The sequence below is a fragment of the Neobacillus soli NBRC 102451 genome (assembly GCF_001591665.1).
In the GTDB taxonomy this organism is placed as follows: Bacteria; Bacillota; Bacilli; order Bacillales; family Cytobacillaceae; genus Neobacillus; species Neobacillus soli.
Window position 1 is genome coordinate 1 of the sequence record NZ_BCVI01000018.1, and the last position, 17,850, is coordinate 17,850.

Here is a 17,850-nt window from a genome sequence, read left to right on the forward strand (position 1 = left end):
TAACGAATATTCAAAAAAAAAAAAACCTTCAGATAAACAATTCTGAAGGGTTTCATTTTATTTTTGATTTAGCTTAAACTTATTTATTTTAGGGGGCATCGGAGTTTTAATAAGTTTAGTTAGGAGCTTTTGTTTGAAGCAGCTTAATCCCCATGCCAATAAAGATCACTCCAGTTATTTTGTTTAATACCATTCCAATTTTCTGGTTTCCTCTTAGTTTATTTATTACATATGAAGAAAAATACGCAACAATTAAACACCATAACAACCCAGTTGTTGTAAAAGTCAGTCCTAGTCTTGTAGATAAAGATGATGATGTTCCGGATGCCTATAGTATATGTCCGGATTGTACTCGAGAAATTAACCTAGAGAATGATGGTGGCAATGGCACTGCGTCCCCAGGTTTGTTCCGTCAAATTGCGGTTCATGCCGACCTGCATCTCTTGTACAGTAGTCCTCCGACACATAATGTGAACCCCGATCAGATATGATCTCTTCACGAGCTGCCTGTAAGCACGAGGCGACTAGGCTCTTACCTCGACCGGACTATACCAGCTAGTTGTCCCTGACTTGGTTAGACACGCAATAATAAAAAAGAGCTAGCAAAAATACTGCTAACTCTCGTATTGATCAATTAATGGCCTAATTACAATCTTTGATTCAACCAATAAAATGCTAAAACAAAAATAAGGCAAGACGCTGAGATCATCATTTTACGATACCATGGGAACCTTCGCAGCCATATTAAGAGGGGCAGTACTAGGCATAAGATTAATAGTTGGCCTGTTTCCACACCTAAATTAAACGTCAGGAGTGAGCCAAGCAGATTTCCTTTTGGAAGTCCTGTTTCAGCCAAAGCCCCGGCGAAGCCCATACCGTGAATCAGGCCAAATATGGCTGTCAATATCCACCGCCATTTCGCCTTTTGAACAAACATATTTTCCACTGCCACATAACAGATCGTCAAGGCAATCAAGACTTCGACCCAATGCGAACTGACCTGAATACGGTCGGTGGCCACCAAGAATAGTGTTATGCTGTGGGCGATTGTAAAAGCAGTAACAATTTTAAAAGCATCCTTGAAGCGAGATGCGATTAATACTAAGGATAACAAAAACAGCAAATGATCATAACCTGTCAAAATGTGTTCGATTCCAAGCTTAAAGTATTTCCACAAAACATCGCCAATCTTAGGCTGGGGAACGTTGCTCAGATTATCACTTTTAGTGCTATCAATATGGGGAAGGTTGATCAGTATATCTCTATTAGTGCTATCAATCATATCCTGCTGAAAATATTCCCCTGCATGGACCATAAGTACACTCGTATGAGCAGGAGCATCGTCAAACACCAGATCGTAATGAAGATTAAATTGTTCGATTTCTTCATCGGCGATAAACTTCAGTTGAAATTCCACGCCTCTTGCAGCACCCTTTTGCGCCATGTTCATCGAAACCACTTCCATTGTTAAGGGCTTCGAATCCGTATCTATGCGAAGACCTTTCTGTAGATAGGATTCGATTTTTTGCGAGGCGAGTTCGTCGTTCACCTGATTATCCAAATCAGTACCGAATTGTGGAAACAGGTCTTTTTGTTCAATAAAAAGATCATAGAGAATCTCGTTCCGTTCAATGGTTAAATCCGAGTAATTCATATTTATGGAATGCGCAAGTGAAGTTGTGGCAGTCCCAAAAAATAATAAGATCATGATGATGAACATGGACAGAAATGAACGCTGCTTCATAGCGGAACCTCTTTTCATGAAATGTTAGTATTACAATCTGCAATATAGTTTATCCGGTTACGAACGTTCATTCTGCAAAGTGAACATGTTGCTCGACTTATTTCAAGCTGTCCAAGAGTGTTATTACATTACATATGAAATATGAGCCGGTATCCCGTTGCAGAGCGAGGAAATGTAGCTTTAGTACACCTTTGGTACCATTAATCGTCCAAATCGATGAGGGGGAGAAAATTGATCTCCCCCAGTTTCATTATCGATCTATCCTAAATTTCGCTAATGTGATGACACCTGCGTGTATACTTTTGGTTTCAAACATTTGAATTGCTCTACTTTTGTGTCAATACATATTGAGCGTCTCGCAGCAATATTCAGCCGCTTCGCTTGAGATGTGCTTCCCGCTTTGAGCCTTCACTTCATTTACAAATCTGATCAAATCGTTGTCTGCCAATTTTTATACCAGACTATCGGTAATACCGGCATTATCGATCCCATTGTTATCAGCAAAGCGTGTCACCAATGCCTTTAAAGAATCGATGCTGGCCACCGTCGTAAACTGAGCGGTCTTGCTAACCCAGTTGCTGGCTAAGTCGGTGGAGGATACAACAAACGTATGCTTCCCAAGCGTCACCGTCGTTTTGCGTTGTCTACACCCGACAACGTATCGGATAGTGTAATCCGGGATGGCTGCGGGCACTGTTATGCTCTTTAACGTCACGGTTGAACGACTTGGAATGTCTTGCGATCCACTACCTTATAACCGTCATTGAGCAAAAAGAGTACATCATAAGTGCCAGGGGCCAGTCCATTGTTTAAACTAACTCTTCCAGATCCAGAATTTAAATAACTCCATCGCAAAGATTCACCGGCACCTGGAGGAACATCTCCGGTTCTGTAGATGCCGACCCAATCTTTCCCATTTAACGCTGCCCCAGTATAGGATAGGGTAATAGCTTCCCCTTGGATGTACTGGGATTTGTCTAGTGTTATTGGGCCTGTAGTTGCTCCAACTGCATGAACAGTTACGTTAATGCTTGTTGTCAATGGAACGCTGTTCGGGTTTTCAACTCCGGAAGGCAGGGTTACGGTCCCTGGCACCGAGAAGGTCTGCACCGTCTTGATAGCCGGATCGTAACTAACGCCACTTAAATCCCAAGTCACACTTGCGTCCACATTTCCTCCATCGGTTGCAAGATTTACTTCTGTGGGCAATTTAAGAGCTTCCGCTGTCTTGGCCGTTCCGTTGTTCGCAGATACCGATTCAGGCGCAGTGATGCTGTTTAATTTAACACTTTTACCCTCAATTTCAATGTCCTGCGACGTACGGTTATACATGGAATCGTCAGCGAATACCCTGAGTATATATGGAGTAGTCGGCGACAAACCTGTAAACTTATATTGTCTGTGCTGATCGAATGGCTTGTCTAGCGGCAGTGAAAGACTGTTAAACGATTTGTCCACTTTCCCGGTGAGCTTGTTGATAAGCTGAATATTATATTCCAAAACGCGCACATTGTCATCGGCTTGTTTTATTGTAAAAGCAAGTTCGTTATTTTTGTAGGAATCGACCTTAATATCCTCTTCAAACTGTGGAGCTATGAGTTCCCTTATATCACTCTTGCTATAAGTAAACGCCTCTTTGCCTTCACCAACGATTTTTACAGAAGGGATGCCTACATATTCATCTGTACTTAAATTATACTGTTTGATAATTACTTTTGAACCGTAAACCTCTAAGAAATTCACGATGCGAGGTGTGGTTTTATAGTTGATATACGCACCTTCAATATATCCACCGTATGGACCGTCATCAATATAACTGGAATATGAACTCGCACCGCTGTCGAGATACGTAGCCGCACCTTGATAGTGAGAACGCTCGTCAGTCGGGTCGTATTGCGTATGACCTGACATATATACCACTTGCGAAAAGTCATGGTCGGCAATATATTTACCTACATTATTACTTGCAGCGCTGCTCCATCTCCCTGACCACACGGTTCCGGTTATAGGGTAGTGAGAAGATACAAATATCGGTTTTGTTGGATCGTAATCTGCTTCTTTTCTAATTTCATCAAGGAAATTTTTGGCTTTTCCAGACGTGTTGTTATTGTCATAATTTCCGTCAAAACCGACAATATTATATCCTTTTACCTTTACCCGATAAGCACTATTAAAGAAATTGTTATCGTATGAATTTGTTGCGGCATTCCACGCGCCTGCTGAACCGACAGGTATAAATTGTTCGGCACCGCCCATATCATGGTTGCCTCTTACCATATAAAGCTTTGTATTATCAAACAGACCCTCACCTTTAAGTTTATTGTATATGTCTGTCAGATTTTTCATCCACACATATTCATTGGCGTTGTTTCCGCCAGTAACGTCGCCAGGAATAAAGAGTACGTCGGCCTGTGGGAATAGCTTCAGTTCCGTTCTGTAATCTTTTTCAATGCGCGCGATTGTTGCGGGATTAGCACTTACTTCCGGATCGCTGTCCACAATCATATTTAAATCAGCGGGAGTTAATGTTTTATTACTTTTTTGATAGATGAATATGGCGCTGCTTAGTTCACGTTCGTAATAATTGATGGTTTCCTGTGTAAATAATTTTTCCTTTTGCGTTGTGGCAACCGTAGATGCCGTATTCAAAACCTTTTTCAAATGATCAAAATCGGTTTCGCTGAAGCCGTTGCCGAGACCTTTTTCTACTATTTTATTTGCTTCTGCTATTTTGTCGTTAAGTGCCTTCAAATTTACTTTATTTACAGCGTAACTAGTATAATTCGCTTGAACTACGTCACTGCTAAATGCACCTTTCCAAACATTCAGATCAGCTATATCGAATGAATTTCCACCATTTTTGCCCAATCCGTCGCTACCAATATTTAATGGGTTCGATGTATCTAAAGTTCCGCTCCCTAGTGACGTTTCCGTCATTTTATAACCATCAATATACAATGATCCGAGCATTTTATCTCTGTCGACAACAAATGTCACATAACGCCATTCGGAAGCATGAAACGTGTCGCGACCAAATTTTACTGATGTGGTCGGGAATCCTAAATTCATATTGACCGAATTAGCTGTTGTATAAATCGCCCAGCCTTCGTTAGAGCTCTTAGTAAAATCCTTGTTTGATAATATTACCTGATTATTGTTCGTGTCACCCTTATACCAGAAGGATGTAGTAAAACTGTCTTTACCATAATTCAAGCTATGCTTCGTACCGACATAATTGCCGTCTCCGCTTTCTAAGTGCAGAGCTTTGGTCCCGGGTAATACACCGTCTACATAACTATAATTCCCGTTCCCTTTCAAGTTCTCTTGATTTGCATCGTCCTTCAAATTATTATCGAATTTCATCGATGCCATAAGGGGGTTGGCATTTAATACCGCGTTCGTAGGCAATGACGTTTTTCTGTCTCCATTTGCTGGTAAACCAACTACAACGCGCAATTTTTTACCAATATCATTTACCGATACGGTGTAGCTTTTGGATGTGCCAGCCGATTTTACATTAATATATTGATTGCTTGTCCGTGATTCTTGTACTTGCCATTGATAGGATAGATTTTTGCCGCCTGAACCTTGACCCATGGTTGCACTGGCGGTGATCGTTTGACCGTGAACCGGCTGCATATTATCGATTTTGATGAGTTTTTCGCCCGATGTGTTTGCAAATGCCTCTGTGGCGTTCGATAACATAACGAATATCATCATTAATACGAGGGTAATAGATAAGCTTCTTTTCATTACAGAAAACCTCCAAATTTTATGTATTTTACGAGCCTGTTCAAAAGGTTCGTAAAATGGAGTAAAAAACGTGCCGTAGCGATCTTGATGCGGAACCATTGATTATATCGATCATGTCGACGACTCCATTATGCCGGAGAAGGTCGCCCCGCTTTACAAAGATGGCGGGCATCCTCCCATCGTTCGGGATGAGAGGAGATTTTTCGTCACGGAAATCCCCCTTTCGTTTCCAATATTGGAACCTTGATTTTCTCCTTCTACTGCTCTCATTAAACTGAAATGGTGCTTTAATCCTGGTAAGCCGATATTTTGAACCATCACCTCCTAGAATAGGGGGAATACATGACAATAGACGCCACCTCAAAACAGCATAAAATATAACACAATCACACAAATTAACTATTGTATAAACAAATAATACACAATAATTATTGATTTTTTGTAAATATTGTGTATTATTTGTTTATATTAAAAAAACACACAAAAACACAAAAACACACAAAGAGCTGCTGGTGGATTTTATTTTCCTGGCTGAAAAAAATAAAAGATTTACTTTGCTACTTGAAATTTGAGGAGAGAAGCTGAAATGAGATAAACTGAGTTTAAATAACACATAAAAAAAAGGAAAGTAGACGGCTACTTTTCCTCCAAATTAATCTTATTCACAATTTCAATACCTTCTTTTTTATATTTCTGCAGTACCTTTTCGGATAGATTTGAATCAGAAATAATACGGTCGACCCTTTCAAAATTGCAGACTTTCAATAATGATGCAACATCAAATTTACTGCTATCCGCTAGTACAATGCAACTTTTAGAATTCTCAAGCATTTTCTTTTTCACTTGGTATTCACCTAACCCGTAATCCGTCAGCCCTTCCGTCAAGGAAATACCACTGATGCTCATAAAAAAAGTATCAATGTGAAACCCTTTAAAAAATTCTTCCGCAAAAGAACCTACTAGACATAATTCTTCATTTCGGAGTACACCCCCGGGAATCAAAATCGTATAATGAGGCATTTCTGAAAGTTCATTGGCAATGATTAAGGAATTTGTTAAAACGGTAAGTCTTTGAAACCTGCTTTTTAATTCTTACGCCAATTCGGTATTTGTTGTACTGACATCTAATGCAATGGATTGTCCTTCTGTAACATAATGTGCAGCAATCTTCGCTATTTCCTTCTTTTCCTCAATTTTTTTGGTTTCCCGCAATGAGAAATTGATTTCTTGACTGTCCGTATTATCTAAAACCGCTCCACCGTGCACCCTTCTTAAATACCCTTCTTTCTCGAGATATTCAAAATCCCTGCGGACTGTTTCGGTAGACACACCAAACGTTTTTGTGATCCAAGACACCTTGACAGACTTATTTTTTCGCAAGCATTCCATTATATTTTCATGACGCTCATGAGCTAACAATATTTTCACATGCTTTAGTTATTGGGCAAATTTGGTATTTCTTATTTTTTTTACTTATTCTATAAATAACACAAATTCGCATAAATTCACAACCTAACTCATGTTTTTTTGCGATTGGGGACGAAGTTCCGATTGAAGGAGTCATTCAACCTAAGTGGAAGGATATTATTATTGAAACGGATAGTAAGGGGATAGAAAGGGTTAACCGAATCAATTATGAGATCGCTGTTTTACAATCCCTTCGCACGGGACTTCGATGTAAAGAAATTTGGATTGAGGGCGCTGAACGATACCGAAACCCCGATGAAGATCTACCTCAATATTTCGAAGAGCACAAAGATGAATATTTCCAAGCGCTAAAAGCACCACTCAATGTGCTTTTCTAGAGGGATTACACGAATCCATCCCTTATTATTCCTACTGGTAATCCTAACCCTAACGTTGCTTTTATCCTCGAACCCTTGATTCAGTAAATGGAGCTTTTCTTTCATCAATTGTGTGATGCCCGAGATAAAAGGCTCTAATGCACCTTTCTCCTGTGTTCCCCATCATCTCTCCACTTATATGCTACTTTGCGGTCTAGAGCAGCAACCCTGTCACTAGGCCTTCAACTATTCTGCCCAGTTAGTGGAACTAGAAGAAGAGCCGCAGCTACGACCGCGACCATTTAGTTGAACAAAAATACAGTTATTTATGGAGTATACTAATCTGATTGATTTGAAATTAACGAAGTATGTTTTTCCCAATTTCCGCCTGGATTTCCCCAATAATCTCCCGTCTGTTTATCAAAAATTATACTGTAATCATCAGCCATTTTGATAAATTCATAACGATTTTGCTCCTGTTGTATCTTAACAACATCATTTTTTTTGAATCTTAAAGATTGTGAAATATCCCAAGAACTTAATACAATACATAACCCCAAAAAAATAATTGAAAGTGCCATTATGTTTTTATTCATAATTACCTCCATATTTTCCCTTTAATAATCTTTATTCTACAACATCAAAAATAACTCCTTCTTAATACAGATAGGTAAGGGTTTGAAGTTATCGCTCCCTTTTCCCCCTGTTCACACCGTACATGCGACTTTCACCGCATACGGCGTTCCAACTAATCCAATTTATTCGTTCTATGTATTAAGCAGACGAGTGCTGTTTTTCCAAGTTAGATTATTTCATTTAGACATCTTAACCGTAGCTTATTTACTTTTTCCTTCTGCTTACTAGTAAGCTTTAAAGATTGTAAAAGAGTTTCTATTTTGACTTTTTCTTTTAGATGAATTAATTGATGAATTGCTTTATGAACAATAATTAAATTTGAATAACTATCATCTTTCGAAAGATAATAAGGGTTTATGTGATGACAATGCCATTCATGAATCCCTAACTCTTCTCCTAATATCGCACATTTGCCATACTGGGCAATAAATTTACTGATTCGATTGTCGTTATATTCAATGGATCTGCTTGGAATGTAATTTCTCATGATGTAAGAAAGAGTATTTTTATCAATAGCCTTTAGGCTATTATGAATTTTCGCTCTACCTTCGGCAGTAAAGTTACATATTACTTGGGAGAATCCAAGTGTCTTTTTCCACCGTTGTGCGTGGATGGGGACAAAAACCATTTTTTGTATCCTATACAGTTTTGTCTTATATCCCTTGTATCTTTTCTGTAAGCTTTTAGTCATCTCATGAAAACTTGCCTCGGTTCTAATGTTCCTTAACTGATTATATAACGTTCTGCGTAGATGAGCGTTTAACTCATTCAGATTGATAGCGATGTTAGTAGCGACCGAGTAATAGTTTTGGATTCCCATGACGACTGTATTGAAATTCCAAACTGTCTGAATGCAAGGCTTTTTCTTGATTACTTTTATAGCTTCCTTAATCTTTTGAAAGGCGTTTTCTTTAGCCTTTTTCGACATATCAGACCTTGCTACATAGCCAAATCTTGTTTTTCCTTTCCTTACAACTTTCATTGAAAATCCAAGAAACTCGGAAGAGTTTTTCTTTAGATTAATAACCTTCGATTTCTCCTCACTTGTTTCCAACTGAAGTCTTTTTCTCAAGAAGTCTTTCAATGCGAAGTTCATTTTTATAGCGTTTGACCTAGTTCGGCACATTACCTTGAAATCGTCCGCATAGCGAACGATGAAGCACTCTTTCAAAGCTGTTTTCTTTAAATGTTGATATTTACTTCCATCTGTAGAGTAAGTATATCTGCTTTCAAACGTTTCCCATTGGTCACTTATCCACCAATCCAATTCATTCAATACAATGTTTGAAAGTAAAGGTGATAGTATACCTCCTTGCGGAGTACCTTTTGTAGGAATACCTTCTCCCTCAATCTCTGCTTTTAATAGCCTGGATATTATAGAAAGAAGTGATTTATCCCTTATACCTAGTGACCACAATTGTTTTAAAAGTTTACTGTGATTAACATTATCAAAGAAACCTTTAATATCAACATCAACACAATGATGGAGTCCAGACTGATTGATAAGAAATTCAAGCCTAGCTTTGGCGTGATGAGTGCTGCGGTTCGGTCTGAATCCATAACTATGTTTATGGAATTTTGCTTCACAAATTGGCTCTAAAATTTGAAGTATGCATTGTTGAAAGATTCTATCCCAAATCGTTGGAATCCCCAAAGGTCTAGTTTTTCCTTTTCCTTTCGGGATGAAAACACGCCTTACTGTTTGTGGTTCATACCTTTAAAACATGGATTGAACCTTAGCTATTACATCTTCCACTGTTAAATGTAAAATATCGTTAATAGTTAATTTATCTGTTCCCGCAGTTTTACTACCTGTGTTTCTTTTAATGTTTCGGTAGGCAAGTCGTATATTATCTTCAGAACGCATTAATTCTGTTAAGTCATAGAAGTGATGACCACTGACACTTTTAGCATATAGTGTATCGAAACAATCTTGCATACTATAATACTCGCTGTGTCTCAGTTTCTTCCGTTTCAATAAGTTGGTGACTCCTTTCGGAGTTAAACCTCTTTTAGTCTCACGAGAACCTTATTAATCGATAAAGAACTGCCTTACTTGGTTGAATAAATCTTTATTAGTCTAGTGGCTATCCCTCCATGTGGATTAGACATTTCATTGGTACTGTGCCACCACTTTCACTGATATAAAAGTAAGTTATCCAACAACTAGTTTCATTATTGTTTTCCTTACTAACGTTTCATTAGAAGTAAGTCCTCCACGTTATCAGCTTACAACGTTGAGTTATATCTATTATAGAATGAACTTAGGTGCTTCCTTTAAGCCTGTTAGCATTCATACGCCTGTAACGTATCATGGATTTTCATATTAGTTATTTTTACTCGCCCACATCTAACCTCACAATTTGGTGATATACACATTTCTATGTATCGCAGGTATAGACCTGTACATTCAGAAGTTCGTCAGCTTAACCTTTTATTCTAGGTTTATTCGCATTCTCACCATATTCATTCAACTCAAGCATCATGAATTACACCACTCCATCGAGTAGGCTTTCGTCAGCCGAACTGGTACGGTAATTTCTCACGCCTTTTCACCGAGCTTATAACACTATCATTCTTACTAAATCCAGTGCTATTCGACTAAGAGAGAACCCTTCAGGGCGTTACCCCGTCATTTGATTCTTTGATATAACCCTTCAGTTCCGTAAGGAACTGTCTAGCCTTTAGCAGAGAGATGTAACCATCCTCCATTTAAGCTAGAAACATTTCGCACAACTAAACTGCTACGTTACTTCAATAAGAAAAAAGCATTACCGTTGTTCCAGTAATGCCCCCGTTAATTTAAGTACAATCCTTCACAAACTTACAAATTGCATGAATAAATGATTGGCATTACCCCATTGTGAAGTAATGCTCTCGTTCCTTGAACAAGTTATTTGCTTTTTTCTAAAACTATAACTAATCTAATTATCCAATATAATATTATCCAAGGTAGAATGAACTTTGTAGCCCATTCTATTGCATTAAGCAAAGCATCTGATGTGAAGCCGAAAAACGGGAGTATGAACCAAAGAGCAAAGAAAACAATAATACCAATAATAATATTCTTCATTTTAGATTCCCCCTCTACAATACCATTCTACCATAAAAAACCATTTCTTTTCTTCAACAATTCTGCCTCGTTACTTGAATAAGAAAGAGGCTTTACCCCTTATAAAAGTAAAGCCCCTGTTAGCTTAGTAAGAAATTATTAAAAATTCTTCGATCTCTTTTCAAAAAATGTCCATATCAAGTAGATGAAAATAGATACACCAGCTATTATAAACCCTGCATTTGAGATAAATTCAAAATCCAATTCATTCACTATCTTTTTATCGATACCGAAATAATTTTGAATTACATAATTTGAATCCTTGTACTCCAGAAATAAGTAGGATATTAAGCCTCCAATTATTATTCCACCCAGTAATGATAAGAAGGTTTTTTTAATTAGTCATTCCCCCCGTACCTAATAATTCAATTGAACTATATGTCATCATATTTAATGTTGGCTCTCTTAAAGATTATTCGCTTAAAAGTGGAAAATTCCTCCTGAAATCAGTAAACTGCTTCTTTACAACTTTGCAACCAAAAAAGCTGTAAATAAACAGGTCCTTAATAAATTCCTGTATATTTACAGCTTAGTAGTTCTGCTTCAAAGCTATTAACGCACCCGTTAGTTGATTGTACTATTTGGGTACGATGGATGCACAATTAATTAGGTTGGCGAACATGTTTCTAAACGGAAAGTATTACCTAGTATTTAATTGACCTTTTAATTCTCATATAATGCAAACTAAATCACAACGAATGAATCCATTTTAATCAATCTTTATTTAAAATTTATGGTAATTAGCTAACCGTTTTTCTATTTGTATAATTGATAAATTTGGTGCATCGTAAAATGCAGTTATTTTTAGTTATGGTCTTATACATTATTTTATTGATAGTCTCATGATAATTTCTTCGCCGATACGTCCTATTTGTCTCTCATTTGTATCTTCAAATCCTACTTTTAAATATAGTTTTTGTGCTGGAATATTATCTTTATCTACAACTAATACAATTTCATCACATTTAGGGAATTCTGATTTAACAAACTCAATTAGTAATGACATCCCTTGTTTAGCGTAGCCTTTTCCTTGCTCTGTTTTATTAATTGATAGTGCAGGTAATAACAAAGCGTTCAGATTAGTGGAGTATTTCTTTACTCGTTCATTTGAATTTAGTAGAAAGAAACCAACAGGTGTTTTATCACTTAAAATAACAATACGATACTGTCCTTCTGAAACTTCCCCAAATTTGTTTGGTAATGCAGAAAATTGTTTTTGTTCTTCTGTAAGTACAAAAGAGTTCAATACTATCATATGCTCACTTGAAAAATGCTTTAGTTCAACACTGCTAAAATTTCCCATAATATAATTCCCCATTCATTTTTTCTATATCCTACCACTCTAAATGTAGTGATTACATCATTAAAGATAATTTATTTATCTATCCTTGTTAAACTAACCTGCTCGTTAGCACAATAAGCGATAGCCGTTGTTCTGCTATCGCACCCGTTACTTTAAGAATAATATTTCACAATCGCGACAATGTAGTTGCCTACTCTTCGTATGGACAACCAATCTCCCAATGGAAACCGAATGGGTCAGCCAAGCGTCCCACCCGCCAACCGTGTGCATCTTGCACAGGATAAACTTCTGATGCACCAGCAGTTAGAGCCTGCTGGAACACCAAATCTGGGCTTTGCACTGTCAAGATCATCCGAACTGAGTTGCAGTTTTCCGCTCCGATATCGTCGCTTACCCAGAATTCTGCCCCGCCTACTACAATCCTTGACACTATAGCACCACTTGGATCTTCCATATGATAGACTTCCTTTGCCTGAAAAGCACTTTTGTAAAATTCGACTGCTCTTTTCCCACTACGTACCGACAACCAAGGAGTTATCGTACTTACGAACGTAGAACCATCTGTTTCCGTCACACTAATCGACCTCCTTTTCTCACTTTCAAAAGCTAAATAATTTGTTTACATCAAACATTATAATCTACAAACAAATCAGATAGTCATAACTTCTACCTTCTTTGCAATCTTGGTCGTAATTAGATGGGTATCTATCTTTTATCATAGGACTTTGTTGCTAACCTATCCTTATATGTAGTATGATTTTTCACCGTATTCATCGTAAGTAAAGATACGAAAAATACCAAATTTGTATCTTTGTAGAAGCATTATATATAGTAAGTAATTATAGTTTTTAACGTTAACAAACATAGGACTTTACGTGGAGAATTGGGTATGATAGGCTTGGATGCCTGATGAAACAACGGCTTCAGGCTTTCATGACAAATCATGCCCACAGAGGCTCCACGTCAAGTTCTTAAACGCTTATCTATGGTTACATATAAACAATGATAAAGGGTGCACCATACCAATGTTTTGAAACGAATACTATATATAGCTGCCAGTTAGCACAATAAGAAAAGCCGCCAAAATAGCAGCCTGGTCTTGAACTCTTGCACCCGTTAGTGCAATGAATCCCGAAGCATTGTTTCCTAATTTTTCTCTAATATAACAAGTGAATAAACTGTTGCAACTGAACCACCTGACATAGCACTCTGAGAGACAACCTTCCATCCCTCTTGCAAAAGTTGATTTAAATCACTTAAGTTATTCTTCTTATCGGTAACATAATAAACTACGATTGCCTTTTGCATGATACACCTCCTGAACAAAATATATCCTACATATCCATTAAACTGCCCCCGTTACTTGAAGAAGAAGGCAATATCGTTGTTACAGTAAAGCACCCGTTAGCCATCCATGAAGCGCAAAAATCGGCGCTTCACCACAGAGAATGAAAATGGTTACCCTTGCCTATACTGTTTCTACGGCTGACGAAGAAGGTCGATCTATGGTGCCATAGAGCCCATCCGTTAGTCTGACTCCAACGATCACGGTGTACCACCGACTGTCGCGCCCTATATGGGTAGCACTCATGGGAGATTAATCCTTATTCTAGTCGTTGCGTCAGCCAATTCTATACTTTTAATAGAAGGAAGGTTTTTGATTACCTGTCAACTCAATAATGAACTCTCTGAAGGCTCAGCCTTTTTTTAAAAAGCGTTTTTACTGGGTCAATTATGCATTTTTCTGGATTTTGAGCTTTTTTAATTTTCATGGGAGTTGAGTTAGGATTTTTACTTACTGTCTTTCAAAAAATTAGAAATTAGGGATATTACTAAACCTAAAAATGAAACGCCTAATCCAAATGTAGTTGCGGAACCACTGGATGTTAGTATAAGTGCTATACCAAAAAGTGATATTGAAATACCTAAAAGTGATAAACGCATTTTTATCTTCACCCCACCTTAATGTAATAATTCTACACAAAGTCTAAATATCCCTGTTAAACTATCCTGCAACGTTAGTGCAATAAGAAAAAAGGAATCGCCGTAGCAATCCCATCTTCAACATAAGCACCCGTTAGCCATCCATGAAGCGCAAAATCAGCGCTTCACCACAGAGAATGAAAATGGTTTGAATCCGTCAATACTGATTCTACGGCTGGAGAGGAAGGTCGATGAACTATGGTGCGTTAGAGCCCATCCGTTAGTCTGACTCCAACGATTACGGTGCACCACTGACTGTCGCTCCCTTACGGGAAGCACACATGGTAGATTAATCCTATTCTGATTGCTGCACCAGCCTCCAATAATAAGAGCCGTAGAAAGGAATGTTCTCAATGGATATAGTCATTGAGCGAGCATGTGGTATGGATGTTCATAAGGCCAATATTACTGCATGTATTATTACTCCAAAAGGAAAGGAGATTCAAACGTTTTCTACTAAAACTGTATTTCTATTACAGTTGGTTGACTGGGTTAAACAACATAGTTGTACCCATGTTGCCATGGAGAGCACGAGTGTTTACTGGAAACCTATTGTGAATTTACTAGAGGCTGAGGATATTGAGTTTTTAGTTGTGAATGCCCAACATATGAAGGCAGTTCCAGGACGTAAAACAGATGTCAAGGATGCAGAATGGATTGCCAAACTTCTTCGCCATGGACTACTCAAAGCTAGTTATATTCCTGACAGAAATCAACGTGAACTGTCTGAACTTGTTCGCTATCGTCGGAGTATTATCGAAGAACGAGCTAGACAACATAACCGAATCCAGAAGGTGTTAGAAGGAGCCAACATTAAATTGGGATCTGTTGTTTCTGATGTTTTAGGTGTTTCATCTCGGGATATGCTTAACGCTATTGTCGAAGGCGAAGAAGATCCCGAAAAACTAGCAAACTTCGCTCGACGTACAATGAAAAAGAAAAAAGATGAACTAATGCTCGCCCTCAAAGGCTATATCAATTCACATCAACGCCTTATGTTGAAAACAATTTTAAAGCATATTGATTTTTTGACTGAGCAAATCGAGATGTTGGATCAAGAAGTTGCGGAAAGAGTAAGTACCCATCAAGAAGATATCGAACGGTTAGATTCCATTCCTGGGATAGCTAATAGAATGGCTGAGCAAATTTTATCTGAAATCGGGACTAATGTTAAGGATCAATTCCCAAGTGCGGCTCATATGTGTTCCTGGGCAGGCTTGGTTCCTGGGCACAACGAAAGTGCTGGAAAAAGGAAATCTGCTAAAACAAAAAAAGGAAACAAGTATTTGAGATCCGCATTAACAGAAGCAGCTCATTCTGTAAGAGGATCTAAAAACTATCTCGGAGCACTGTATAGACGTACAGCCTCACGAAAAGGTAAGAAAAGAGCAGGAATTGTAGTCGCTCATGCCATGTTACGTATCTCTTACTATCTATTAACCCGAAAAGAAATGTATGTAGACTTAGGCGAAGACTACTTTGATAAGCAGAGACAGCAATCGATTGTTCGGCATTCCTTACGAAGGCTTGAAAGTTTGGGATACACTGTTTCATTACAAGAACCTGAAGCATCATAATCTAGTCCACTCACTTACAATTGATCAATGAATTTGGCGCTCTCCCCTTTTTAAAAAATGACTGAGCTGCGTCTTCTTTAGTATTGCCTTTTACCCTATATTACAGAAGTTAATTTTCATGGTAGTTTAAGTGTAAAATTTCACAATCTATGTATTATCTCTATTACCATTTTAACACAAATATCCAAGTACCTTTGTTTCTGAGTGTAATTCACAGTTCAAATCGCGGGAAATTCACAGGACGGAAATAATTATTTCAATATCTGTGAAAATGGGTGTGATTTTCTATGTTAATTTAAAACAAAGGAGCGACAAATCCCTATATAGCTATAAAAATATCGCAGTGAATTCTAATGTGAATACCACTGCGATATTGTTTGTGAATGGCTTGTTTGCACCTCTGAAGTAAACTCGTTACCCTTATAGAGGGACGGTTTTCTTTTGATCTATGTTTGATTTATTCTTGTTGTTGGATAACAGGTTACAATTTTATTCCGGTTTGAACTGCTTGGAGTAACCGGAATAATTGCTTTGTTGATGTTCTTAAATTGTTGTACGTAACTTTTGAATTCATTGCTTCTTCCAGTGTCATCGGCGCATTTACAATCGAAAAATAAGAAGTGATACCAAGTTCATTTAATAATGACGTCTCTTCATTCACACCACCCGCCAGTGCAATGACAGGTATTTGATGCTTTTTGGCAAGTTGTGCTATACCAAGTGGTGCCTTTCCCATGGATGTTTGTCCGTCCATTTTTCCCTCACCAGTAATAACCAAATTGACACCTTGCAACTTCTTTTCCACCTCAATAATATCTAATACTAGCTCAATTCCTGATTGAAGTTGGGCATCTAATAACCCTGCAAATGCACCACCAAGTCCCCCTGCAGCGCCTGCACCAACTATATGATGAATATCTTTACCTAGCTCCTGAAGAACAATTTCGGCAAAGTTTTCAAGCCCTTTGTCTAGCTCTTTTATCATCTCTTCCGTTGCTCCTTTTTGAGGCCCAAATATATATGCTGCTCCGTTTGGACCATAAAGAGGATTGTTTACATCACAAGCTACTTTGAATGTGCAATCCTTTAACTCAGGGATTACATTGATACTATTAATCTTTCGAATATTTTGCAGTCCTTGCCCTCCCAGATCGATTTCCTCGTTAAGATGATTTAAGAAGCTAAAGCCCAGTGCTTGAAGCAAACCGACCCCGGCATCATTTGTAGCACTGCCGCCCAGTCCAATAACTAATTCGCGACAGCCTTTATCTATCGCATCCCTAATAAGTTCACCAACACCATATGTAGTTGTAATAGAAGGATTGCGCTTATTAGCAGGAACAAGGGGTAACCCGCATGCTGCTGCTACTTCAATAACGGCCGTTTTCTTATCTCCTAGAATTCCGTATATTGCTTCTACTTTTTCTTTTAATGGTCCAGTTACTTCTTTTTGGATAAAGTGTCCTCCCGTAGCATGTACTAACGCTTCCACAGTTCCCTCCCCACCGTCTGCTAACGGAAGAGTCATAATCTCTGCATTAACAAAAACATCTCTTATTCCTGAAGAAATAGCTTTACTCCCATCAACTGAAGAAATACTTCCTTTAAATGAATCAATGGCAATTAAAACCTTCATTTATCTACACCTCTTTTGATAGCTCACCGATAAATTTCGAAATATAATTATTTCTTATAAGACGATCAATATTTTCCATAATCATTTCTAATTCAAGTTTGGTATTTTCACGAAATTATTATTCATCGTTTCTTATTTCCTTTTCAATAGATTATCTTTTTTACTATTTTACCATCTTCGATTCCCCAAGTAGATGAAAAAAATGGATAACCCTGAATTCCTACACTTTGTTAGGCGGCCTTTTCAACATAAATTTGACCAAGAAATAGCAAACATCTATACTTTACCATCATCAACCACTGCCCGATTTGTAAGAGCCGTA

At 37.9% G+C, this 17,850-nt stretch carries 10 protein-coding genes and 4 pseudogenes; 2 read left to right on the forward strand and 12 right to left on the reverse strand.

Translation table 11 applies throughout. The annotated features are described in order from the left end of the window. Positions 1-115: 115 nt before the first annotated feature. The 5 genes and pseudogenes from BSO02S_RS26205 to BSO02S_RS28440 all read right to left on the reverse strand — a co-directional run. Positions 116-295 (reverse strand): annotated as a pseudogene (locus BSO02S_RS26205) (LysE family transporter); the annotation flags it as partial. 351 nt (positions 296-646) lie between these two features. After that, on the reverse strand, positions 647-1,744 hold the full coding sequence (locus tag BSO02S_RS06640; RefSeq protein WP_066064305.1) for a HupE/UreJ family protein: 1,098 nt from the start codon (positions 1,742-1,744) through the stop codon (positions 647-649). Positions 1,745-2,455: 711 nt separating this feature from the next. Continuing rightward, positions 2,456-5,497: a LamG-like jellyroll fold domain-containing protein gene (locus BSO02S_RS06645; RefSeq protein ID WP_066064308.1), complete on the reverse strand. Its 3,042-nt coding sequence runs from the start codon at positions 5,495-5,497 to the stop codon at positions 2,456-2,458. A 636-nt stretch (positions 5,498-6,133) separates the two neighbouring features. After that, positions 6,134-6,559: pseudogene (locus BSO02S_RS28435) on the reverse strand (DeoR/GlpR family DNA-binding transcription regulator); the annotation flags it as partial. Between the two features lie 30 nt (positions 6,560-6,589). Beyond that, positions 6,590-6,925 carry a DeoR family transcriptional regulator gene (locus BSO02S_RS28440; protein ID WP_342351998.1) on the reverse strand — a complete coding sequence of 112 codons (336 nt, stop codon included), beginning with the start codon at positions 6,923-6,925 and terminating at the stop codon, positions 6,590-6,592. Positions 6,926-7,020: 95 nt separating this feature from the next. Between BSO02S_RS28440 and BSO02S_RS27890 the strand changes: the two are divergent. Beyond that, positions 7,021-7,293, forward strand: a pseudogene (locus BSO02S_RS27890) (hypothetical protein); the annotation flags it as partial. Between the two features lie 326 nt (positions 7,294-7,619). Here BSO02S_RS27890 and BSO02S_RS06655 read toward each other — a convergent pair. The 6 genes and pseudogenes from BSO02S_RS06655 to BSO02S_RS26905 form a co-directional block, all read right to left on the reverse strand. Continuing rightward, positions 7,620-7,877 (reverse strand): hypothetical protein, encoded by a 258-nt coding sequence (locus tag BSO02S_RS06655; RefSeq protein WP_066064311.1) that lies wholly within the window; start codon positions 7,875-7,877, stop codon positions 7,620-7,622. Positions 7,878-8,083: 206 nt separating this feature from the next. After that, positions 8,084-9,856: pseudogene (gene ltrA / locus BSO02S_RS06660) on the reverse strand (group II intron reverse transcriptase/maturase). A 954-nt stretch (positions 9,857-10,810) separates the two neighbouring features. After that, on the reverse strand, positions 10,811-10,990 hold the full coding sequence (locus BSO02S_RS06665; protein WP_066064314.1) for a hypothetical protein: 180 nt from the start codon (positions 10,988-10,990) through the stop codon (positions 10,811-10,813). An 862-nt stretch (positions 10,991-11,852) separates the two neighbouring features. After that, positions 11,853-12,332 (reverse strand): GNAT family N-acetyltransferase, encoded by a 480-nt coding sequence (locus tag BSO02S_RS06670; RefSeq protein WP_066064316.1) that lies wholly within the window; start codon positions 12,330-12,332, stop codon positions 11,853-11,855. A 190-nt stretch (positions 12,333-12,522) separates the two neighbouring features. After that, the gene (locus BSO02S_RS06675; RefSeq protein ID WP_066064320.1) at positions 12,523-12,906 is read right to left on the reverse strand and encodes a VOC family protein; all 384 of its coding nucleotides are present in this window, start codon (positions 12,904-12,906) and stop codon (positions 12,523-12,525) included. 572 nt (positions 12,907-13,478) lie between these two features. Beyond that, positions 13,479-13,640: a hypothetical protein gene (locus BSO02S_RS26905; protein ID WP_156482168.1), complete on the reverse strand. Its 162-nt coding sequence runs from the start codon at positions 13,638-13,640 to the stop codon at positions 13,479-13,481. 1,028 nt (positions 13,641-14,668) lie between these two features. On the opposite strand from BSO02S_RS26905, the gene BSO02S_RS06680 reads away from it, so the two are divergent. Beyond that, positions 14,669-15,892, forward strand: a complete 1,224-nt coding sequence (locus tag BSO02S_RS06680; RefSeq protein ID WP_066064323.1) for an IS110 family RNA-guided transposase — start codon at positions 14,669-14,671, stop codon at positions 15,890-15,892. Positions 15,893-16,373: 481 nt separating this feature from the next. On the opposite strand, the gene BSO02S_RS06685 is transcribed toward BSO02S_RS06680, so the two are convergent. Beyond that, positions 16,374-17,528, reverse strand: coding sequence for a glycerate kinase (locus BSO02S_RS06685; RefSeq protein ID WP_066064327.1), 1,155 nt, complete (start codon positions 17,526-17,528; stop codon positions 16,374-16,376). Positions 17,529-17,850: the final 322 nt, after the last annotated feature.